The sequence below is a fragment of the Echinicola rosea genome (assembly GCF_005281475.1).
Taxonomy (GTDB): Bacteria; Bacteroidota; Bacteroidia; order Cytophagales; family Cyclobacteriaceae; genus Echinicola; species Echinicola rosea.
The window spans coordinates 67,501-87,812 of record NZ_CP040106.1 but is presented as its reverse complement, the minus strand read 5'-3'; the positions used below and the strand labels follow the sequence as shown (position 1 = coordinate 87,812).

Genomic DNA, 20,312 nt, shown 5'->3' with positions numbered 1-20,312 from the left:
GTAATAAAAGCCCGTAAACATCGCGAGCAGGGTGAAGAAAAAGGTTCCCGATACGATCCATGGGGCATTTGGCGGGACCCTGTATTCAAGAAAGATCGTTATTCTTGCTTCCTATCAACAAAAAAGACCGGTTTTTGCCGGTCTCTTAATTTGATGATGGGGTGTCAATATGGCTTTTGCGCCGCGTTTGATTATTAAATCGAAAAGCTTTCTCCACAGCCACAGGTTCTGGACGCATTGGGGTTGACAAACTGGAAGCCTTTGCCATTGAGGCCGTCAGAAAACTCCAATGTAGTGCCTGCCAGATAGAGTAGGCTTTTTTTGTCCACAACGATTTTGACGCCTTGGTGCTCAAATACCTGATCGCTGTCTGTAATGCTTTCATCAAAGCCCAGGTCGTACATCAATCCTGAACAGCCACCACCTTTGACAGAGACACGGATGTTCTCATTGTCCTTTCGGCCTTCTTCCTGTCTCAATTCTTGAATCCGCTCTTTTGCTTGGTCTGAAACGATGATCATATTGCTTAATGTTTTTGTTTTATACGTAGATATTACTGACTAAGTGACAAAAAGAATATAGCCAAAAATAGAATTTTAGTATCCTTTGTCCCTTAGTGCCGAAATTTTTAATCAAATTGGTAACTGTTTAAGGGTAAACATACTTACCTTAAAATTAATTCCTCATACAAAATTACACAAAATTCAGCCATGAGAAAAATAGAACATTTGGGAATAGCAGTAAAAGACCTGAAAAAATCCAATGAGTTGTTTTCCAGGTTGTTTGGTCGGGAAGCATATAAGGAAGAAAAAGTAGCAGGAGAAGCAGTGGTGACTTCATTTTTCCAAGTGGGAGATGTCAAGATAGAGTTGTTGGAAGCGGAGTCGGAAGACAGTGCAATCGCCAAGTTTATCGTTAAACGATCAGAAGGTATCCATCATGTTGCCTTTGCCGTAGATGATATCAAAGCTGAAATGAACAGGCTAAAGAATGAAGGCTTCGAATTGCTCAATGATGTGCCAAAAAGAGGTGCAGATCATAAATTAGTTGTATTTTTGCATCCCCGAAGTACCAATGGGGTGCTGGTGGAGCTTTGTCAAGATATTAACGAGTAGTAAGTATCAAGATTTAAGTAACTACGGTTGTGCCGGGTCTTTGCCCCAGCACTGGCAAGTTTTGAGTCTCTGACTCAATTAAACTGTTACAGATTTGTAACCCTATCAGGTATTACCATATATAGTAATGAAAACTAATATTAATCCGGTCAACACTAATCAGGGAGGTACAGCATTACCATGCTCTAGGGGGTGGGGATATGCCGTTGGGCATTTGCAGTGCCAAACAAAAATGACGGGAATTTGGAGTCCTAATTAGAGAACAGTTGTTTTCGGGAAATCCATGTAGCTTGAAAGAATAACAAGACTTAAATTATGAGCGACAAGAGAACAGAAATAGGAGCAATAGGCGAATTTGGACTAATAGACCGGCTAAATGAAAAAATAAAAGTTAGGCATAAAGATACGTTAAAAGGGATTGGTGACGATGCAGCGGTGTTGGATGCAGGCGATATGGTGCGGGTGGTGACCACCGACTTATTGCTTGAAGGGGTGCATTTTGATCTTTCGTATGCTCCCTTGCATCATTTGGGGTTTAAAGCCGTGGCGGTGAATATCTCCGACATAGCCGCGATGAATGCTATTCCAAAGCAGATCACGGTGAGCATAGCCCTCAGCAACCGGTTTGCAGTAGAGGCAGTAGAGGCCCTTTACGCAGGTATCAACGCTGCTGCCGAGCACTACAACATCGATGTAGTCGGTGGTGATACCACTTCCAGTCGGTCAGGTCTGGTGATTTCGATTACGGCTATTGGTGAGGTGGAAAAAGGGAAGGAAGTTTACCGGTCAGGAGCCAAAGAAAATGATATCGTTTGTGTGACGGGAGACTTGGGTGGTGCCTTGATGGGACTTCAGGTCTTGGAGCGCGAAAAGGAAGTCTTTATGGCCAATCCCAATATGCAGCCACAGCTGGATAAATATACCTTGGTGACGGGTAGGCAGCTAAAACCGGATGCAAGAATGGATATCATCCATGAGTTGCGAGAGCTTGGAGTGGTGCCTACAGCCATGCTGGATGTGTCAGACGGTCTGGCTTCAGAGCTTTTCCATATCTGTAAACAGTCCAAAGTGGGCGTGACCATATATGAGGATAAGCTGCCAATCGATAAGCAAACGTACGATACGGCCGTGGAATTCAACATGGATCCGATCACTTGCGTGCTGAACGGTGGGGAAGATTACGAGTTGGTCTTCACCATTGACCAAAAGGATTTTGACAAACTGGAAAAACATCCTGACATCCACTTCATCGGTCACATCACCAAAGAAGAGAGCGGGAAGTTTATGGTAACCAAGAGTGAAACGGCTGTGGAATTGAAAGCCCAAGGCTGGGTGCATTTCCCGGGAGACTCGAAATGATGAAAATGGCTAAAGTCTTGGAAAACCAAACTAGTGCTTTCTGAGACTTTGGCACTATTTATTTTATTCTGCCGGGATTTTCATCCAGAAAGGCTTTCCAGCCCGCCGATCGACCCCTGGTCTGCAGACGTCCATCATGAAAATGGTGGCAAAGCGCTACGGCCAAGGCGTCGGTGGCATCCAAGAGTTTGGGGACATCGATTTGCAACAGGGTTTTGAGCATCTCAGCCACCTGTTCTTTGGATGCGTTTCCATTACCAGTAACAGATTGTTTGACTTTCTTTGGGGAATATTCGGCAATGGGGATGTCCCTGGCCAAGGCTGCAGCCATGGCTACTCCCTGAGCACGGCCAAGTTTAAGCATGGATTGGACATTTTGACCATAAAAAGGAGCTTCTAGAGCGACCTTATCGGGCAGGAATTCATCGATGATGCCGGTAACCCTTTCGAAGATCTTTTTGAGCTTTAGTTCGTGGGAGCCATATTTTTTTAGATGGATGACACCAAACTGCAGCGGCTCATACTTATTGCCTCTCACCAGTACCAAGCCATAGCCCATGACATTTGTCCCGGGATCTATTCCCAAAATGATTTGCTCTTTCACCTCCTTTTTCGCTATTTTGCTCATTAGCGCAATTTACTAGAAATCCTTCCATCGACATGAACCTTTTGCCATTTTTATTATTCGCGGCCTTAGCGGTGTACCTGCTAGCGTTGGTGGTGCTGTCATCAAAATGGAAAAAGATAAAAGCAGCGAAAGATCCTGCCCAGGGAGGAGTCGATTATCCGGTGACCTTGCTTGTGCCTTTTCGGAATGAAGGACGGAATATAGCGGGGCTATTACGCAATTTGGCCGATCTGAGTTATCCCAACCTGCAAATAATCCTAATCGACGATCATAGCGAAGATGGAGGAGCGGAGCAGGTGGAAGAATGGATCTCCAGTGAAAAGAAGCATAATTTTAATTTGATTTCCAGTCAAGGGCGCGGGAAGAAAGCGGCCATCGAGGAGGGGGTGGTCATGGCCAATGCCAATATCATCTTGACCACCGATGCGGATTGTGCCCTTTCGGCAGATTGGGTGCAGAATATGCTGAGGGCATTCGATGACCCAACCGTACAGATGGTGGCTGGTCCCGTCATGACCAAAGGTGGCCATACGATCTTTGAGTCTTTTCAACAGATCGATTGGTCGAGTATCCTGCTGTTGACCAATTTCTTTTTCAGTGTTAAAAAGCCCATAATGTGCAGTGCAGCCAATATGGGGTATCGCAAGGAAGTATTTTACCATGTGAAAGGATACTTGGGAAACCATGAGAATCTCTCCGGTGATGATTCTTTTTTATTGGAAAAGGTGTACCGGCGATTTGGTCCACAAGCTATCCGCTATTTGCCCGAAAGTGACGTTCTGGTCAAAACCAACCCAGCGCGTGGCCTTAAAGGGTTTCTGTCGCAGCGAGCAAGGTGGGCCAGCAAGTGGAACAAGCATCAGTTTTGGCAAAATGCAGGAGGAGCTGTGCTGAGTGCTTTGCTGTCTCTAGCGAGTATCGGCAGTGTGCTGTTGCTGATGAGTGGGACTGCAGGAGTGGGGATGTTTGCTCTATACTGGTTTTTAAAACTTATATTTGAATATTCTGTACTTGGTAGGGTGCTTAAGACCTATGAGATAAGACCGTCTATCGGGTACTTTGTGGTGGCAAGTATTTGCCATCCCATGTATGTTGTAGTGGTGGCGTTTCTTTCTTTTTTTGCAAAGTCCAGCTGGAAAGGAAGGAAGCGGTGATTGAAGATCTTTTGACTATAAAAATATCCGCACGATGTCTGAAGAAGAATATGATATGATGGATGAGCTGTATTTCGTACAGCCGTTTAGCTATTTAAAAGAAGTGCTCAACTGGGATGATAAGGAGCTTTTGACTACCTTGCACGGGCTATACCGTAAGGGCTTGGTCAAGTGCCTTTCTGAGCCGGATGAAGAGATTTTCCAAGATGCTGAAATATTGAAAAATGGCAGGTCCTACTACTACTTGGCCACCAAAAAAGGACTGATGGAGCATAATACCTTGTAAATCACATTGCCTTGACTACAGAAACCCTCAAATACCAACGAAAAGAACTAGAGCTAAAGGCACTGCTCGAGATCACACAAGCGATCAACGAGAATAGGGACGAGTCAGTGTTGCTTAATATATTTAAGTTTACCTGTTTGGTGCATTTGAATATCAAAGCCTTGGTGCTTTATGTGGCCAATCAGGTGGGGTTTGAAGCGCGTGTCAAACATGGCGTAAAGCAGAATTTGCCTCCAATGATACCATTCGGGGATGTCGATGATAACCGTGAAATTGGTAAGCTTAATTTGGTGATGCCGCCAGAGTACTCCTTTACGGAACTGGATATTTATGTGCCGGTCTATCATAAAGATAAAATGCTGGCCATATTGCTGTTGAAGACCAAAGATAGCGACAAGGACCTTGACCTGGATTTTACGCAGGCCTTGACCAATATCCTGGTGGTGGCATTGGAAAACAAGCGTTTTGCCAGAAGGCAACTGGAACAAGAGCGGCTTAAAAAGGAAGTGGAGATTGCGAGTAACGTGCAGCGGATGCTGTTCCCTGCGGCCCTTCCTGAAACTGACCGTCTAAGGGCCAAAGTGACTTATTTTCCCCATAGTACAGTGGGCGGGGATTATTATGATCTGATCAAAAAATCGGAGAACGAGGTGTTTTTTTGTATCGCGGACGTTTCTGGAAAGGGGATGCCCGCAGCACTATTGATGTCCAATTTCCAAGCAGCCTTGAGGACATTGCTGAGAAGTTCTTCTGACCTAAGAATGATAACAGACCAGCTGAATTTTACGATTTTTGAAAACACTAATGGAGAACGGTTCATAACCTTCTTTCTGGGGCATTATAATTATAAGACACAAACCCTCAAGTATGTCAATGCAGGACACAATCCTCCAATACTATGCCGGGAAAATGAGGGGAAGAGTGAACTGCTGGATGCCGGTACTACGATCTTGGGGGCATTTCCAGAATTACCATTCCTGGAAGTGGGAAAGCGTTATGGTCTGGAGAATTTCACCGTCCATTTGTTTACTGATGGGCTTACAGAGGTTTTTGATCCTCAAAATGTAGAGTACGGCGATGAGCGATTTCTGGAATTTGTCCATAGGAATATGTGTGTGGAGCCAGAGCAATTCCACGAAGATTTTTTTAAGGAGTGGAGTGAGTTTGCAGGTGGCGAGCCACGAAGAGATGATATCACGCTATTGAGTATGCGGTTTAAATAAAGGCGGTATGATCGTACATCATGTGCCCATAATCATAAAATGGCTTTTCCCGAAATTTACCTGGAATAGAGACCGTCAAAAAAGTAATATTTACCTGACCTTTGATGATGGTCCTGTGCCCGGTGTTACAGATTTTGTGTTGGATGAGCTGGCAAAGCACCATATGAAGGCAACGTTTTTTTGTGTGGGGGATAATGTGCGGAAGCACCCTGGCCTTGCCAAGCGAATCATCGAGGAAGGCCACCAGATAGGTAACCATACTTATAGCCATCTGAATGGCTCCAAGACAGAAAATGGGGCATACATTGCTAATGTCGCTAAATGTAGCGATATGATCTATGAAGTAACGAAAACCCACCCGAGGTTATTTCGACCTCCCTATGGTAGGATAAATGCAAAGCAGGCGGGGCTATTAAGCAAGGAGTTTGAGTTGGTGATGTGGGACGTGCTTTCTGGTGATTATGACCAAAGACAGCTGCCCGAAACTTGTCTTCGAAAGACCAAAAAGCATACCAAGAATGGCGCAATTATATTGTTTCATGATCAGCAAAAGACCGCAGGGATTATCCGGAAAGTACTTCCTACGTATTTAAAATTTGTCCAGCAAAAGGGATATCAGGCTGAATTGTTATGATACTTTGGGGAGCATTGATGATCGTAGCGGCATTGTTGGTACAGGATTTTTTGCTGGTGTATTTTTTTTATACGCGTTTTAAGCACTTCGATAAGGCTACATTGCCTACCGAAGAGTGGCCGACCGTGAGCATTTTGGTTCCGGCCAGGAATGAAGCGAAAGATTTACCGACCTGCCTAGAGGGGCTTTCCCGATTGGATTATCCAATGGGAAAATTACAAGTGATTGTGGCCGATGACCATAGTGATGATCAGACAAAGAGGATTTTGGATGAATGGGTAAAGCAATCGCCAGATCGCTTAAAGGTGAATGTCACTAGTAAATATTCCTGCCTCAACGGAAAAGCAAATGCTTTGGCGCAGATGGCTGATAAGGCTACGGGTACATTGCTCCTATTTACTGATGCGGATTGTGAAGTGAATCCGCAATGGGTCCGGGCCATGGTAAGGGCATACAGCCCCCGGAGAGGAATGGTAGTCGGGCTCACGAGCGTACGTCGGAAGGGGCTGTTTGGGAAACTGCAAGGGCAAGACTGGTGGCTTACCTTGGGCATGATAAAGGTCACTTCGGATTTGGGCAATCTTTTGACGGCAGTAGGAAATAATATGCTCATCAGCCATGAAGCCTACAGAAGGGTAGGAGGGTTTGAAGGACAGCCATTTTCAGTAACAGAAGATTTCATGATGGGCGAATCGATCAAATCGGTCGGTTTTTTTCCTGTTTTTCAATTTAGCACGGATAGCTTTTTGCTGACCAAATCCGAAAAGGGGCTGACAAGCTTACTGAAGCAGCGAAAGCGCTGGATGAAAGGTGCCCGGAATTTGCGATGGTATTGGCAAGCGCTGTTGACATTGCAAGTCCTTTTTTTTCCAGCAGTGATAAATATAATATTTTTCGCACCATTGTTGGGGGCTGGGCTATGGGTGTGTAAGTTGGTGTTTCAGGTGGTTTTTGTAAGGGGGATGGCAAAAAAAGTAGGTGTTTATATTCCTTTATGGGAATTGTTTATTTTTGAAGTTTATTATCTAGTAATTTCATGGTCAACAATAGTGTATTATTTTTGGCCTTCGAAAATCAATTGGAAAGAGAGGAAATACTAATGCAGTTTATTGATACCCATGCCCATATATATTCCAAAAAGTATGACAGCGATCGTGATGAAGTGATCGAGCGGTCCAAGGCCAATGGCATAGAGAGAATTTACATGCCAAATGTAGATGTGGACTCGATTGATGCGATGCTGGAAGCGGAGCAGCGCTATCCTGAAATGTGTATTCCAATGATGGGGCTTCACCCCTGTGATGTGGATAAGGATTTCGAAAAGCAGCTCTACGTGATGGAGGACTGGCTGTCCAAGCGGCCTTTTGTGGCTATCGGGGAGATCGGTACGGATTTGTATTGGGATAAGGGAAGTTTTGATATCCAAAGAGAAGCCCTTAAGATCCAAGTGGAATGGGCAAAACAAAAACAATTGCCCATTGTGTTACATTGCCGTGAATCCATTGATGAGACCATTGCAATTATCGGCGAAATGAATGATGAGCACCTTACAGGGATTTTCCATTGTTTTACTGGGTCAGTAGAACAGGCAAGGGAGATCATTGAAATGGGCTTTATGCTGGGCATAGGAGGGGTTTCTACCTTCAAGAACGGAGGCTTGGACATGGTACTGCCTGAAATTGGCCTTGACCATTTAGTATTGGAGACTGACGGTCCTTATTTGGCTCCTGTTCCCCACAGGGGAAAAAGAAACTCCCCTGAATATATCCCGACCATAGCGGAACGAGTGGGGGATCTGACAGCTTCTACGGTGGAGAAAGTGTCCGAAATTACGATTACAAACGCGAACAAGGTTTTTAACTGGGGGAAGGATGAACTATAAAATCGTAAAATTAAATACAGCGGCAAAAAGTGAGATAAAGTCATCGGTCCTGATCATTTACACAGGGGGTACTTTGGGTATGGCCTATGACGAATCCGGAGCCTTGGTTCCCTTTAACTTTGGTCAAATAATGGAGAAAATCCCCAACCTTGGCAATTTAAATATAGCCATTACGGTGATTTCTTTTCCAGAACCCATTGACAGTTCCAATGTCAATATGCAGCATTGGGTGGACATGGCCTATATCATATATGAAAATTACGACACTTATGATGGTTTCGTCGTACTGCACGGTACCGATACCATGGCTTATTCGGCATCGATGCTGAGTTTTATGCTCAAAGGCCTAAGCAAACCCGTGATTTTTACGGGAGCGCAGCTGCCTATAAGTGCGATGCGGTCAGATGCACGTGAAAACCTGATGACTTCGCTGGAGATAGCCATCAGCCAAGCCAATGGTAAACCGATTGTTCCTGAAGTTTGTATTTTCTTTAACCATATGCTGCTCCGGGGAAACAGGGCGAAGAAAATGCAGAGTGTGCACTTTGACGCCTTCGAGTCGGAAAATTATCCACCGCTGGCCGAGTCAGGAATTGTGATTGATTATAATTATGCAGCGATAAAGCCCTATAAAGAAGGTGTACAGCTCAAATACCTCAATAAACTGGACAAGCGGGTGATGATCCTTAAGCTATTTCCGGGGATTACTGCTGAGGTGATTGATAGCTGTTTTAGCATTAAAGGATTGCGAGGAGTGGTCTTGGAGACCTACGGTTCGGGAAACAGCCCGACGGAGCCTTGGTTTATCGAGACCGTCCGCAAGGCCGTGGAGAGAGGTATCATCATTTTGAATGTGTCCCAGTGCAATGGGGGGCGCGTAATCCAGGGGAGGTATGAAACCAGCAAGGAGCTGAAACGGCTTGGTGTGCTCAGTGGAGGAGACATCACTTCAGAGGCAGCCATTTGTAAGATGATGTTTTTGCTGGCCAATGAAACGGATGAAGATGAAATCAGAAGAAAGCTGATAACTCCACTGGCTGGAGAGATGTCCCTTACCAGTAAATAACGCTTTGGTTTTATTTTTAGGGAAATGCTCTTAAAATCCAAAAAATATTTAAAAAGGGCAATCTTTTGATTTTCAGTAGTGTAGTCTTAAAATGTAAAGAATTGCCATTTAAATTGAGTAATTTTGGACAAATAAAGCCTTGGTTTCCTTGCAGGAACTAAATTTTATCCATTTATTTGTCGCCTCAATTGAGACCAAAAAAACACAGAGAGGTGTCCGAGCGGTCGAAGGAGCACGCCTGGAAAGCGTGTATACCCCTAAAGGGTATCGAGGGTTCGAATCCCTTCCTCTCTGCAATATGATTCTGCCAATGACGATTGGAAATCAAAAGTGGTTTGATGCCCAGTTCCGTTGAAATGGAAGGGGTGAGAACCCTCGGGTTTGAAATCGACCAACGGGAGATTCACGAGAGGCAGTGCGGCATGCGAGTGGGTACGAGTAATCCCTTCCTCTCTGCAACATGATTCTGCCAATGACGATTGGAAATCAAAAGTGGTTTGATGCCCAGTTCCGTTGAAATGGAAGGGGTGAGAACCCTCGGGTTTGAAATCGACCAACGGGAGATTCACGAGAGGCAGTGCGGCATGCGAGTGGGTACGAGTAATCCCTTCCTCTCTGCAATATGATTCTGCCAATGACGATTGGAAATCAAAAGTGGTTTGATGCCCAGTTCCGTTGAAATGGAAGGGGTGAGAACCCTCGGGTTTGAAATCGACCAACGGGAGATTTTAAAATTTAGCCGTAAGGCATAAGTGTAGTTTAAACTACCTGACAAGCAATAGTGTTGATTTTCTGCTTCACCCAAATAGGCAAACTCAAAAGTTCTTTCATTCAGCTACTTCACTTCATAATTACGAAACCATTCATCATTCTTATTAAGTAAAGCTTTTTTAGTTCATAAAAAGATGGTTACATTGTAAGAACATTTATTAAAAAGGCGAGGTGAAAAAAAAAATTATAACATCATCCCTTGTCATTTGAATTGAAAAAATTATATCTTTAAAAGCTCAATATTAAAGTTAGAAACCGTTTAACCTTTATTTAAAGTCTATTAAAAACTAAATTATGAAAAAGTTAATCGCTTTGTTCATGCTTACCGGACTGCTTATTTCTCCGGTTATCACAAAAGCACAAGACACCTCAGAAGAAGCTTCTGCAGAGGACACTACTGAAATGATGGAAGAAGCTGCAGCTCCGGATCCAGCTCCGGCACCTGTAGTTACGGATGATGAAGTTGTAGTTGAAGAGCAACCATTCCACCAAATTATCAAAGACAAGTTTATTGAAGGTGATCCTACTTTCATGACTCCTGTATTGATCTGTTTGATTTTGGGTCTTGCTGTAGCATTGGAAAGAATCATCACACTTAATCTTGCTACTACCAACACCAAAAAGCTTCTTGCTAAAGTGGAGGATGCACTAGACCAAGGCGGTATCGAAGCTGCCAAAGACGTGACGAAGAGCACCAAAGGTCCAGTAGCTTCTATCTTTACCCAGGGCTTGATGAGATACTCTGAAGGCATCGAAATGGTAGAGAAATCAATCATTGCCTACGGTTCTGTAGAAATGGGGCGTTTGGAAAAAGGATTGGTATGGATTTCCCTATTCATCTCCTTGGCTCCGATGCTTGGTTTCATGGGTACGGTAATTGGTATGATCGGTGCATTCGACTCTATTGAGGCTGCCGGTGATATTTCTCCTTCCCTTGTGGCAGGTGGTATTAAAATCGCCCTTTTGACTACAGTTGCAGGTTTGATCGTTGCGATTATCCTTCAGCTATTCTATAACTATTGTGTAGCGAAGATCGATTCTTTGGTAAACGATATGGAGGATGCTTCCATTACTTTGGTTGACATTCTTGTGAAGCATAAGCTGACCAAATAATAGGTCGCCAGTTGCTTTAAAACTGATTAAATAATTACAATCAACCAAAGAACTTAACAATATGGATTCTTACGATATAATGTTATATGTAGGATATCTTTTGATAGGCCTAGGCGCTGTAGCAGCGATCCTTATGCCTTTAGTAAAGTCAATTGATAATCCTAAAAGTTTGCTTAAGATAGGTGTTGGTGTGATCGGTGTTGCTGTGCTTTTCTTCATCGCTTACTCTCTTGCAAGTGACGAAGTAGCGCCAAAATATGCTGTGGCACCTTTTAACATCACCGCTTCAAGCTCTAAGGCAGTAGGGGGTATTCTATTTACCACCTATGCGCTATTCCTACTGTCAATTGTAGGGATTGTAGCAACTGAACTTAATAAACTTATAAAGTAATTTAGTATGCCAAGAAAGAAAAGCCGAATGAGTCAGGAGGTAAATGCAGGATCCATGGCGGATATCGCCTTCTTGCTACTTATCTTCTTTCTTGTGACAACGACAATTGCTTCTGACAAGGGTATTACCAACGTACTGCCCCCTAAAATTGATCCAAATCAGCCACCGCCTGAGATTGATAAAAATGAGCGTAATATCTTTAAGATATTGATCAACTCAAATGACCAGTTGTTGGTAGAGGATGATTTTAGGGACAATACGGATGGTTTGGACCAAGAAGTAAAGGAATTTGTAATGAACTTCGGTGAGCCTGATCAGGAGAATATCGACTTGTTCAACAGTTTGCCTCCTGTGCTCAAAGCACAAGCCAACAGGGATCCTGAATCTTCCGACCACCCTAATGAGGCTGTAGTTTCTATCAAGACAAACCGAGGTACAAGTTACGATCTCTACTTAGAGGTGCTTGATAAAGTGAAGAAAGCGTATTACGAAATCTATGCCGAAAGGGTAGGCCTGACAGCCGATGAATACCGCGCACTGTCCAGTAGAACAGCTGCTGAGAAGGAGCTTATGGACAGAGGCAAGGAAAATCTTCCTATGGCGATTTCAATTGCAGAACCAGATAAAGGAGGAGAATAATTATGGCAAAGTTTAAGAAAAAGAACAAAACCGAGGAGAATATTCCTACTTCTGCATTGCCAGATATCATCTTTATGCTGTTGTTCTTCTTTATGGTAACCACTGTTTTGAGAGAGCAAGAGTTATTGGTGGAGCAAAAATTGCCACAGGCAACGCAGCTTCAAAAATTAGAAAAGAAGTCATTGATTTCTTACCTGTTTCTTGGAAAACCTAAAAACCCAAGTGTTTATGGTACAGAACCAAGAATACAAGCAAATGATAGGCTGATTTCTACTGGTGATATCATTCAATGGGTAAACGAGGAGAAAGATAAACTATCTGAAGCAGAGAGAGAACAGATTTATATTTCCCTTAAAGCAGACAGAGACGTAAAAATGGGACCTGTTGCTGATATTCAGTTAGAGCTGAGGGAGGCCGATGCAAGGAAAATCCTTTACGCTTCCGTTGGGAAAGTTAACCAAGATGATTAATAGAATATCGATTAGCTATATAAAAGCTATCCGCTTAAGCGGATAGCTTTTTTTAGTTATAGTAGTTTTTACGAAATGGGAACGCAGAAAAAGAAAGTGCAGTTTGCTTGGGCCATGTACGATTGGGCCAATTCTGTTTACAGCCTGGTGATCACTTCGACTATATTTCCGGTGTATTTTAATAACGTCACCTCTTCTCAAGAAAAAGGCGATGTGGTGACATTTTTCGGGTTTGAGGTGGTCAATACGGTTTTGTATTCTTGGTCCATTTCGTTTTCTTTTTTGTTCATTGCAGTGTTGTCACCTCTCCTGTCCGGTATGGCAGATTATGGAGGCAAGAAGCTGTTGTTTATGAAAATATTTGCTTCTCTTGGATCCCTCTCGTGTATGGGATTGTTTTTTTTTGATGGAAGTAATTTGGAGCTAGGCATTGTCTTCAGTGTGTTGGCCAGCATAGGTTATGCAGGGAGCATTGTGTTTTATAATGCCTTTTTACCAGAAATAAGTACTTTTAAAGAATACGATATCCTTAGTGCAAGAGGCTTTGCTTTGGGCTATATTGGAAGCGTAATATTACTTATCCTTAACCTTGTCATGATCCAAAAACCATCTTGGTTTCTATTGAGTGATGGTGGGGCTGCGGCTCGTTGGTCTTTTCTTATTACTGGTATTTGGTGGTTAAGTTTTGCTGCAATTCCTTTTAGATATTTGCCCAAAAACACCCAGAGATCACATATGGCGAGCAAGCGATCTTTGCTTTGGTCCGGTTATAGAGAAATCAAAAAAGTTTATGGAGAACTTACTGATCGAGGAGACCTCAAAAAGTTTTTGTTGGCTTTCTTATTTTATAGTATGGGAGTTCAGACGGTGATGTACATGGCTGCGTCATTTGGAGATAAGGAGCTTGGACTAGAGGGGGATAAATTGATCCTTACCATCTTGATTATTCAGATTGTAGCTGTTTTAGGCAGTTTTTTATTTGGCTGGGTTGCAAAGAACAGGGGAAATAAAATATCCCTGATGAGTATGGTGCTGATTTGGGTGGGTATCTGCATGTCTGCATATTTTGTGACAAGTGAATATGAATTTTATGGTCTGGCTTTTGTAGTAGGTTTGGTCATGGGAGGTATACAGGCCATATCACGTTCATCGTACTCCAAGCTCATACCTGGGGATACAAATGATAATGCATCGTATTTTAGTTTTTACGACGTTACAGAGAAGCTGGCCATTGTATTTGGTACGTTTTCGTATGGATTTATAGAAAAATTTACTGGAAGCATGCGGGATAGTTCGCTAGTTCTTGGTATTTTTTTTATTATTGGTATGTTGTTCTTACTACGGGTGACTTTCCCGGGATATAAATTGGTAAAAGCTTAATGTAACGAAGATGCTAGAAATAATCTCCGGTACTGCCGTTAAAAAACTTGATACGGATTTTATTGCTGAAAAGGGCATTACTTCCCACCGATTAATGGAAAATGCCGCTCAGGCTTTCTGTGATTGGTTTGAAAGTAACTATCATCGAAATGATAAAGTTGGGATATTTTGTGGCCCCGGGAACAATGGCGGGGACGGTTTGGCGATTGGCCGTTTGTTATGGAGAAAGGGATACGATGTGATCGTCTTTTTATTAGGGGAGGAAGGAAAGGTCTCGGCTGATTGTAGGCTAAACAGGGAATTATTACCAGATAAATTACCAGCCATTTCCATGAGTGCCGATGATATTGCCCACATGGAATTTGATTTGGATGTGGTTATAGACGCTATACTTGGGGTAGGTGTTAACAGGCCTTTAGGCGGGGATTTTTTGGGCATGATAACCAAGCTCAATGCCCTTACGCATGTCAGCAGGGTGGCGGTGGATATCCCCACAGGAGTTCCTTCAGATGAATGCCTAGAAGGAGATGCGTTTAAAGCAGATATTACCGTAAGTTTTCAGTACCCTAAGTTTTCCCTGATGTTTCCTGAACATGCTGGCTACGTAGGGATACTCCATGTGGTCAGCATAGGGATTGGGAATAAATTTATGCGTCAGTTTTCCCAAAACAAGTTCTATTTACAGCTAAAGGATGTAGTGAGTAGGCATTTGAATTTTAGCAGGTTTGCACATAAAGGCGATTTTGGAAGGGTGTTGTTGGTGGGTGGTAGTTATGGGTCGATTGGTGCCATTAGGATGTGCGCAGAAGCATCTCTCCGGACAGGCTCCGGGCTTGCCGCTTGTTTGGTGCCTACTTGTGGCGTACAAGTGCTCCAAGTTGGTTTACCGGAAGTTCAGGTCATTTCTTCCAATTCTGATAGGTCCTTGAGCTTGGCTTATCCGAAAGAGGGGCTGGATCGATATGATGCAGCGGGGATAGGTCCAGGAATGGGCACTACAGCGGATGCCAAGGAGTTTTTGCTGGATTTTATCAAGACCTTTAAAGGACCAAAAGTATTAGATGCAGATGCCATTAATATCCTTGCTCAAGATAAAGAAATGCAGGAATATCTTGGTGAAGAGGATGTACTTACTCCCCATGTCAAGGAGTTTGAGCGACTAGTAGGAGGCTGCCAAAATCATAAGCAGCGCTTGGCAAAGGCTCGGGAATATTCCCGGCAATATGGTTGTGTGTTGGTGTTGAAAGGGGCACATACTTGTATTTCCTTTCCTGATGGTACCCAGTATTTTAATTCTTCTGGAAACAAACACATGGCCACTGGTGGAGCAGGTGATGTTTTGACGGGGATGATCACTTCCTTTTTGGGGCAAGGATACGGGGTGAAGAATGCGGTTCTATGTGGAGTGTATCAGCACGGATTGGCTGGTGAAATTGCTTCAGAAGATAAAAGAAGGGGTACCATAGCCAGTGATATTATCAAAGCTATTCCAAAGAGTTATTTGGCATTGGATGTAGACTGAAACAAGCCAAGGCATTTACATACCTTGGCTTGTGTTGTCTTTTTATGAAATGAAGCAGCTAAGTTAAAACTCTGCATTTCCCGGGGTTCTTGGAAAGGCGATAACATCCCGGATATTTCCCATTCCGGTCACGAATTGTACCATACGCTCAAAACCCAGCCCAAATCCTGAGTGAGGGGTGGTCCCAAATCTTCTTGTGTCCAAGTACCAATACAGTTCTTCTTGACTTATTCCCATTTCGTCCATTCGGATAGTGAGTTTTTCCATGTTTTCTTCACGCTGTGAGCCACCAACGATCTCACCAATTCCAGGGAATAAAATATCCATCGCTGCCACCGTTTTTCCATCTTCATTTTGCTTCATATAGAAGGCCTTGATATCTTTTGGATAGTCGGTAAGGATGACAGGTTTTTTGAAATGTTTTTCTACTAAGAAGCGTTCATGTTCAGATTGTAAGTCCGCCCCCCATTCTTCTATTAAGTAATTGAATTTTTTCTTTTTATTGGGTTTGGAATTTTGGAGGATATTGATGGCTTCCGTGTACGTGATACGCTCAAAATCATGTTCTGCCACAAACCTAAGCCGCTCTAACAAGCCCAGATCAGTTCTTTCATTGGCAGGTTTTTTGGCATTTTCATCCGCAGCCCTTTTATCGAGGAATTCCAAGTCGGCACTGCAGTGCTCCATTGCATAGGAGATGATAGACTTTAGGAAATCCTCTGCAAGATCTTGATTGTCCTCGGCATCATAAAAGGCCATTTCCGGTTCAATCATCCAAAACTCGGCCAAGTGGCGGGTCGTATTGGAATTTTCAGCCCTGAATGTGGGGCCGAAAGTGTAGATTTCTGCCAATGCCATGGCAGCAAGTTCTCCTTCAAGCTGTCCGGATACCGTAAGATTGGTTTCCCTTTCAAAGAAGTCCTTCGAATAGTCTATCGCTCCATCATCTGTTAACGGAGGGTTTTTCATATCCAATGTGGATACCCTGAATGTTTCCCCAGCTCCCTCTGCATCCGAGGCAGTGATGATAGGAGTGTGGATGTAGAAAAATCCTTTGTCATTAAAATATTTGTGTACCGCAAATGCCAGGGCATGACGCACTCGGAATACTGCCCCAAATGTATTGGTGCGCATCCTGAGGTGGGCGTTTTCGCGTAGAAATTCCATGCTGTGCTTTTTTGGCTGAAGCGGGTATTTTTCAGTATCTGCTTCGCCCAACACCTCAATTTGCTCTGCGATGAGTTCAGAATCCTGTCCAGCTCCTTGGGAGGCAACGACTTTTCCGGTCACTTTGATACAGGCACCAGTAGTGATCCGCTTGAGGATGTCCTCACTAATGACATTCGGATCGGCAACGACCTGATAGTTGTTAATAATAGACCCGTCATTGATCGCAATGAAAGAGACGTTTTTATTCCCTCTTTTGGTACGTACCCAACCCATGATGGTGGTTTTTTCACCTATTTTGCTGCTTTTGAGCAATAATTTTATCTTTGATCGTTTGTTGAATGCCATAGGAATTGAAGGTTTGAAACTTTAATACTTTGTTTTCAAGTTTTAAAGCTAATCAATGTTTTAAAATGGAATGCAAAAAAACGATATAATCACCTTTTTGTCAAAATTTTGCTGTAATTTCCTAAATTTGAATACACGAATGCGAACCTGCTAGTATATTGCTAAGCAAGGGATGTTTTTAAAAAATAGATGATAGTAGTAAGCGATATATGCAAAAGCTAAATTTAAATCAGGTACTTTCCCAAAAGCTGAGTCCGCAACAGATTCAGTTTATTAAATTATTGCAGGTACCTACCGCCGAACTTGAAGCGAGGGTGGAAGAGGAGCTGGAGATCAATCCGGCCCTTGAGGAAGGAAAAGAAGAGAACGACAATACGCAAGAGGAGGTGTTGGCGGATAATTATGAAGAAGGTAATAAAGATGATAAGGATATCAACCTGGATGATTACCTATCAGACGATTATGGTGGATATAAAATGCAGGGAGACGGAAATTATTCCCCCGATGAGGAAGAGCGTGAGATGCCGCTGTCCAGTGGTACTTCCCTGCATGAACAGTTGCTGTCCCAGCTTAGCTTTTTGAGGTTGGATGAACGCCAAAAGCTCATTGGGAAGCAATTGATTGGAAGTATTGAGAGTGATGGGTACATCCGAAGAGATCTGGAGGCCATTATAAACGACCTTGCCTTTAGTCAGAATGTGGAGACGGACCTGGACGAGGTGGAAGAGGTGCTGAGAAAGATCCAGAACTTCGATCCCGCAGGAATAGCTGCCAGAAGCTTACAGGAATGCCTGATTATACAGCTGGAGCGAAAGGAACACCAAGAGGACGAGGTTGTCCAAAAAGCCATCCGGGTGGTCAATGATTGTTTTGATGAGTTTACCAAGAAGCACTACGATAAAATCCTAAAAAAGTGCAACCTGTCAGAAGAAGATCTCAAAGAGGTGATTCAGATGATCACCCGCCTAAACCCTAAGCCAGGGGGAGGTTCTGATGGACTGATGAGGACGCAGTATATTATTCCGGACTTTCTGCTGAATATGGTCAATGGAAAGCCAGAAATCACCCTGAATAGCAGGAATGCACCAGAGCTTCGGGTAAGCCGTTCGTATTCCGAGATGTTTGAGGCATATGAAAAAAGTGACAAGAAAGATAAAAAGCTAAAGGATACGGTGAGCTTTGTGAAGCAAAAGCTGGATGCTGCCAAATGGTTTATTGATGCCATTAAGCAGCGTCAACAGACCTTATTGAAGACCATGCATGCGATTCTGGATTACCAAGAAGAGTTTTTTGAGGAAGGGGATGAAACCAAACTCAAGCCGATGATTTTGAAGGACATTGCGGAGCGGATCGATATGGATATTTCTACCGTTTCTAGGGTAGCCAATAGCAAGGCCATCCAAACGGAGTTTGGTGTCTATCCGCTTAAGTACTTTTTCTCCGAAGGAATTTCCACAGAAGGTGGAGAGGATGTAAGTAACAGAGAGGTGAAAAGTGTTCTCCATAAACTGGTTGATAATGAAGACAAACGCAAGCCGCTCTCCGATGATAAGCTTGTCAAATTATTAAACGAAAAGGGATATAATATTGCCAGAAGAACTGTAGCGAAATATAGAGAACAGCTACAGATCCCAGTGGCTAGACTAAGAAAAGAATTATAGTGTACAGGAAACTAGCACTTATCCTTTCTATTATGTTTCAACCATTGGTGGTGCCCTCAATGGTGTTTGCCGTGATTCTCTATTTGGTTCCCAATGCCACTCAAGTTCCCGGGGAAATCAAGGGCTCATTGTTGCTGATGGTGCTCGTGACCACTTTGTTGATTCCCATGCTTAGTGTGTTTGGACTAAGATATATGGATACTATTCCAAGTATTCATATGGCAAACAAAAAGGAGCGTTTCCTTCCATTTGGAATGGTGAGCATATTTTATATCGTCGTCACCTATTTCTTCTATGCAAGGCTAAACTATGATGACCTGATTGTGTTTAGTATGATTGCTATGACTGGCACTATTATCTTACTGACCGTCGTCACCTTTTTTTGGAAAGTCAGTGCGCATTTGACTGGGTTGTCAGGTTTCTTGGCTATTTTGATGGTCATGAGCTGGAAATTCCCAGGGGGTACATTGTTGTATCCTGTAATTGGAACCGTGCTGTTATGCGGTGTGGTGGCGTCATGTAGGTTGTACTTGGATGCCCATAAACCCGCAGAGTTGGCAGTAGGATTTGGGCTTGGTTTTATTACTTGTTTTGTTTCTTTTTACTACTTTCTATTGTGATCCAGCATGACTTATCGCTTTGTTACTTATAAACTGCACACTCATTGGGTAGAGATAGCAATCAATCGACCGGAAGTGTATAATGCACTCAACAAAGGCGTCCTAAAGGAGCTCAAAGCTGCTTTTGGGCATGCAGAGGAAAATACTAAGGTTAAGTGCATTGTTTTTACAGGTGGAGGTAAGGCGTTTTGCAGTGGGCAGGATTTGAAAGCTGTTGGAGAAAGTTTGGATAATATTCCATTTAAGGAAATTATAAGAGATTATTACAATCCGCTGATTTTGTTAATGCGAAGGATAGGAAAGCCCATCATATGTAAACTTAATGGTGTAGCGGCAGGAGCGGGTTGTTCATTGGCGTTAGCTGCTGATGTGATTATTGCTTCCAAAGATGCCTATTTGGCGGAGATTTTTGCACACATTGGCTTGGTGATGGATGCAGGTTCGAATTACTTTTTACCAAAAAGAGTAGGATACCCCATGGCATTTGAATTGGCGACCACCGGTAGGAAAGTGTATGCCGAGGAGGCTGAGAAATTAGGATTGGTCAATAAAGCGGTGGAACTCGGTAACTTGGATGAGGTGGTAGCACAATACGTGGAAGTTTACGTGCATTCTTCTGCAAACGCCTTGGGTATGATAAAGGAAATGCTCAATAAGGCAGACGGGATGTCCTTGGATGATGTTTTGGAAATGGAAGCAACATATCAGGAAAAAGCAGGGAATCACAGGGATTTCAAGGAAGGTGTGACTTCCTTTTTGGAAAAAAGAAGGCCACAGTTTGAATAAAAAAAGCCTTCAATTTTAACTGAAGGCTTTTTTTAAAGTTATGTGTTTCCTCAAAACAGCGCTACAGACATTCCGAAATTGAATTGTTTGGCTTCTG

22 protein-coding genes and 1 tRNA gene (1 of these 23 running past the window's edge) are annotated in these 20,312 nt (G+C 43.2%); 19 read left to right on the top strand and 4 right to left on the bottom strand.

All coding sequences use genetic code 11. The features are described from left to right. Positions 1-194: 194 nt before the first annotated feature. Entirely contained in the window at positions 195-521 is a 327-nt protein-coding gene (locus FDP09_RS00425) for a HesB/IscA family protein (protein ID WP_137400783.1), read from the bottom strand. Positions 522-710: 189 nt separating this feature from the next. On the opposite strand from FDP09_RS00425, the gene mce reads away from it, so the two are divergent. Then, entirely contained in the window at positions 711-1,115 is a 405-nt protein-coding gene (mce, locus tag FDP09_RS00420; protein ID WP_137400782.1) for a methylmalonyl-CoA epimerase, read from the top strand. 315 nt (positions 1,116-1,430) lie between these two features. After that, on the top strand, positions 1,431-2,474 hold the full coding sequence (gene thiL, locus FDP09_RS00415; protein ID WP_137400781.1) for a thiamine-phosphate kinase: 1,044 nt from the start codon (positions 1,431-1,433) through the stop codon (positions 2,472-2,474). Positions 2,475-2,532: 58 nt separating this feature from the next. Here the strand turns inward: thiL and ruvC are convergent, their stop codons facing one another. Then, positions 2,533-3,102 carry a crossover junction endodeoxyribonuclease RuvC gene (gene ruvC / locus FDP09_RS00410; RefSeq protein ID WP_137400780.1) on the bottom strand — a complete coding sequence of 190 codons (570 nt, stop codon included), beginning with the start codon at positions 3,100-3,102 and terminating at the stop codon, positions 2,533-2,535. 32 nt (positions 3,103-3,134) lie between these two features. Between ruvC and FDP09_RS00405 the strand changes: the two genes are divergently transcribed. The 14 genes from FDP09_RS00405 (at position 3,135) to FDP09_RS00340 (ending at position 15,633) form a co-directional block, all read left to right on the top strand. Then, on the top strand, positions 3,135-4,256 hold the full coding sequence (locus tag FDP09_RS00405; RefSeq protein ID WP_137400779.1) for a glycosyltransferase: 1,122 nt from the start codon (positions 3,135-3,137) through the stop codon (positions 4,254-4,256). Positions 4,257-4,290: 34 nt separating this feature from the next. Continuing rightward, complete coding sequence (locus FDP09_RS00400; RefSeq protein WP_137400778.1) at positions 4,291-4,542, top strand: hypothetical protein; 252 nt, start codon at positions 4,291-4,293, stop codon at positions 4,540-4,542. 11 nt (positions 4,543-4,553) lie between these two features. Then, complete coding sequence (locus FDP09_RS00395) at positions 4,554-5,765, top strand: PP2C family protein-serine/threonine phosphatase (protein ID WP_137400777.1); 1,212 nt, start codon at positions 4,554-4,556, stop codon at positions 5,763-5,765. Positions 5,766-5,772: 7 nt separating this feature from the next. Further along, a complete protein-coding gene (locus tag FDP09_RS00390; protein WP_137400776.1) occupies positions 5,773-6,399 on the top strand; it encodes a polysaccharide deacetylase family protein in 627 nt (208 codons plus the stop codon). After that, complete coding sequence (locus FDP09_RS00385; RefSeq protein WP_229683290.1) at positions 6,396-7,499, top strand: glycosyltransferase; 1,104 nt, start codon at positions 6,396-6,398, stop codon at positions 7,497-7,499. The genes FDP09_RS00390 and FDP09_RS00385 overlap by 4 nt, the downstream gene beginning before the upstream one ends. Then, complete coding sequence (locus FDP09_RS00380; protein ID WP_137404903.1) at positions 7,499-8,281, top strand: TatD family hydrolase; 783 nt, start codon at positions 7,499-7,501, stop codon at positions 8,279-8,281. The genes FDP09_RS00385 and FDP09_RS00380 overlap by 1 nt, the downstream gene beginning before the upstream one ends. Next, complete coding sequence (locus FDP09_RS00375; protein WP_137400775.1) at positions 8,271-9,347, top strand: asparaginase; 1,077 nt, start codon at positions 8,271-8,273, stop codon at positions 9,345-9,347. Before FDP09_RS00380 ends, FDP09_RS00375 begins: the two co-directional genes overlap by 11 nt. Before the next feature lie 206 nt (positions 9,348-9,553). Further along, a tRNA-Ser gene (locus FDP09_RS00370) sits at positions 9,554-9,641 on the top strand. Between the two features lie 771 nt (positions 9,642-10,412). Further along, complete coding sequence (locus FDP09_RS00365) at positions 10,413-11,231, top strand: MotA/TolQ/ExbB proton channel family protein (RefSeq protein ID WP_137400774.1); 819 nt, start codon at positions 10,413-10,415, stop codon at positions 11,229-11,231. Between the two features lie 61 nt (positions 11,232-11,292). Then, the gene (locus FDP09_RS00360) at positions 11,293-11,622 is read left to right on the top strand and encodes a hypothetical protein (RefSeq protein ID WP_137400773.1); all 330 of its coding nucleotides are present in this window, start codon (positions 11,293-11,295) and stop codon (positions 11,620-11,622) included. Positions 11,623-11,628: 6 nt separating this feature from the next. After that, on the top strand, positions 11,629-12,261 hold the full coding sequence (locus FDP09_RS00355; protein WP_137400772.1) for an ExbD/TolR family protein: 633 nt from the start codon (positions 11,629-11,631) through the stop codon (positions 12,259-12,261). A 2-nt stretch (positions 12,262-12,263) separates the two neighbouring features. Next, the gene (locus FDP09_RS00350) at positions 12,264-12,731 is read left to right on the top strand and encodes an ExbD/TolR family protein (RefSeq protein ID WP_137400771.1); all 468 of its coding nucleotides are present in this window, start codon (positions 12,264-12,266) and stop codon (positions 12,729-12,731) included. A 75-nt stretch (positions 12,732-12,806) separates the two neighbouring features. Beyond that, on the top strand, positions 12,807-14,111 hold the full coding sequence (locus FDP09_RS00345; protein ID WP_137400770.1) for an MFS transporter: 1,305 nt from the start codon (positions 12,807-12,809) through the stop codon (positions 14,109-14,111). Between the two features lie 10 nt (positions 14,112-14,121). After that, on the top strand, positions 14,122-15,633 hold the full coding sequence (locus FDP09_RS00340; protein WP_137400769.1) for an NAD(P)H-hydrate dehydratase: 1,512 nt from the start codon (positions 14,122-14,124) through the stop codon (positions 15,631-15,633). Between the two features lie 63 nt (positions 15,634-15,696). Here the strand turns inward: FDP09_RS00340 and asnS are convergent, their stop codons facing one another. Further along, on the bottom strand, positions 15,697-17,148 hold the full coding sequence (gene asnS / locus FDP09_RS00335; protein WP_137400768.1) for an asparagine--tRNA ligase: 1,452 nt from the start codon (positions 17,146-17,148) through the stop codon (positions 15,697-15,699). Between the two features lie 209 nt (positions 17,149-17,357). Between asnS and rpoN the strand changes: the two genes are divergently transcribed. From rpoN to FDP09_RS00320, 3 genes are read left to right on the top strand one after another with little or no spacing between them, the layout of a single operon-like run. Further along, positions 17,358-18,809 (top strand): RNA polymerase factor sigma-54, encoded by a 1,452-nt coding sequence (rpoN, locus tag FDP09_RS00330; protein WP_137400767.1) that lies wholly within the window; start codon positions 17,358-17,360, stop codon positions 18,807-18,809. Positions 18,810-18,841: 32 nt separating this feature from the next. Further along, positions 18,842-19,429, top strand: a complete 588-nt coding sequence (locus FDP09_RS00325) for a PA-phosphatase (RefSeq protein WP_229683289.1) — start codon at positions 18,842-18,844, stop codon at positions 19,427-19,429. A gap of 6 nt (positions 19,430-19,435) precedes the next feature. After that, positions 19,436-20,215 (top strand): enoyl-CoA hydratase/isomerase family protein, encoded by a 780-nt coding sequence (locus tag FDP09_RS00320; RefSeq protein WP_137400765.1) that lies wholly within the window; start codon positions 19,436-19,438, stop codon positions 20,213-20,215. 50 nt (positions 20,216-20,265) lie between these two features. Here FDP09_RS00320 and FDP09_RS00315 read toward each other — a convergent pair whose 3' ends face one another. Continuing rightward, positions 20,266-20,312: the 3' end of a porin family protein gene (locus FDP09_RS00315; RefSeq protein WP_137400764.1), read on the bottom strand. The gene runs 694 nt beyond the window's last position; 47 of the gene's 741 nt are visible here — the last part of the coding sequence; the start codon falls outside the window, past its right edge; the stop codon is at positions 20,266-20,268.

Excerpts from the sequence above, each read along its gene's own strand:
- FDP09_RS00425 (WP_137400783.1), bottom strand. The coding sequence starts at position 521 with ATGATCATCGTTTCAGACCAAGCAAAAGAGCGGATTCAAGAATTGAGA.
- mce (WP_137400782.1), top strand. The coding sequence starts at position 711 with ATGAGAAAAATAGAACATTTGGGAATAGCAGTAAAAGACCTGAAAAAA.
- thiL (WP_137400781.1), top strand. The coding sequence starts at position 1,431 with ATGAGCGACAAGAGAACAGAAATAGGAGCAATAGGCGAATTTGGACTA.
- ruvC (WP_137400780.1), bottom strand. The coding sequence starts at position 3,102 with ATGAGCAAAATAGCGAAAAAGGAGGTGAAAGAGCAAATCATTTTGGGA.
- FDP09_RS00405 (WP_137400779.1), top strand. The coding sequence starts at position 3,135 with ATGAACCTTTTGCCATTTTTATTATTCGCGGCCTTAGCGGTGTACCTG.
- FDP09_RS00400 (WP_137400778.1), top strand. The coding sequence starts at position 4,291 with ATGTCTGAAGAAGAATATGATATGATGGATGAGCTGTATTTCGTACAG.
- FDP09_RS00390 (WP_137400776.1), top strand. The coding sequence starts at position 5,773 with ATGATCGTACATCATGTGCCCATAATCATAAAATGGCTTTTCCCGAAA.
- FDP09_RS00385 (WP_229683290.1), top strand. The coding sequence starts at position 6,396 with ATGATACTTTGGGGAGCATTGATGATCGTAGCGGCATTGTTGGTACAG.
- FDP09_RS00380 (WP_137404903.1), top strand. The coding sequence starts at position 7,499 with ATGCAGTTTATTGATACCCATGCCCATATATATTCCAAAAAGTATGAC.
- FDP09_RS00375 (WP_137400775.1), top strand. The coding sequence starts at position 8,271 with ATGAACTATAAAATCGTAAAATTAAATACAGCGGCAAAAAGTGAGATA.
- FDP09_RS00365 (WP_137400774.1), top strand. The coding sequence starts at position 10,413 with ATGAAAAAGTTAATCGCTTTGTTCATGCTTACCGGACTGCTTATTTCT.
- FDP09_RS00360 (WP_137400773.1), top strand. The coding sequence starts at position 11,293 with ATGGATTCTTACGATATAATGTTATATGTAGGATATCTTTTGATAGGC.
- FDP09_RS00355 (WP_137400772.1), top strand. The coding sequence starts at position 11,629 with ATGCCAAGAAAGAAAAGCCGAATGAGTCAGGAGGTAAATGCAGGATCC.
- FDP09_RS00350 (WP_137400771.1), top strand. The coding sequence starts at position 12,264 with ATGGCAAAGTTTAAGAAAAAGAACAAAACCGAGGAGAATATTCCTACT.
- FDP09_RS00345 (WP_137400770.1), top strand. The coding sequence starts at position 12,807 with ATGGGAACGCAGAAAAAGAAAGTGCAGTTTGCTTGGGCCATGTACGAT.
- FDP09_RS00340 (WP_137400769.1), top strand. The coding sequence starts at position 14,122 with ATGCTAGAAATAATCTCCGGTACTGCCGTTAAAAAACTTGATACGGAT.
- asnS (WP_137400768.1), bottom strand. The coding sequence starts at position 17,148 with ATGGCATTCAACAAACGATCAAAGATAAAATTATTGCTCAAAAGCAGC.
- rpoN (WP_137400767.1), top strand. The coding sequence starts at position 17,358 with ATGCAAAAGCTAAATTTAAATCAGGTACTTTCCCAAAAGCTGAGTCCG.
- FDP09_RS00325 (WP_229683289.1), top strand. The coding sequence starts at position 18,842 with ATGTTTCAACCATTGGTGGTGCCCTCAATGGTGTTTGCCGTGATTCTC.
- FDP09_RS00320 (WP_137400765.1), top strand. The coding sequence starts at position 19,436 with ATGACTTATCGCTTTGTTACTTATAAACTGCACACTCATTGGGTAGAG.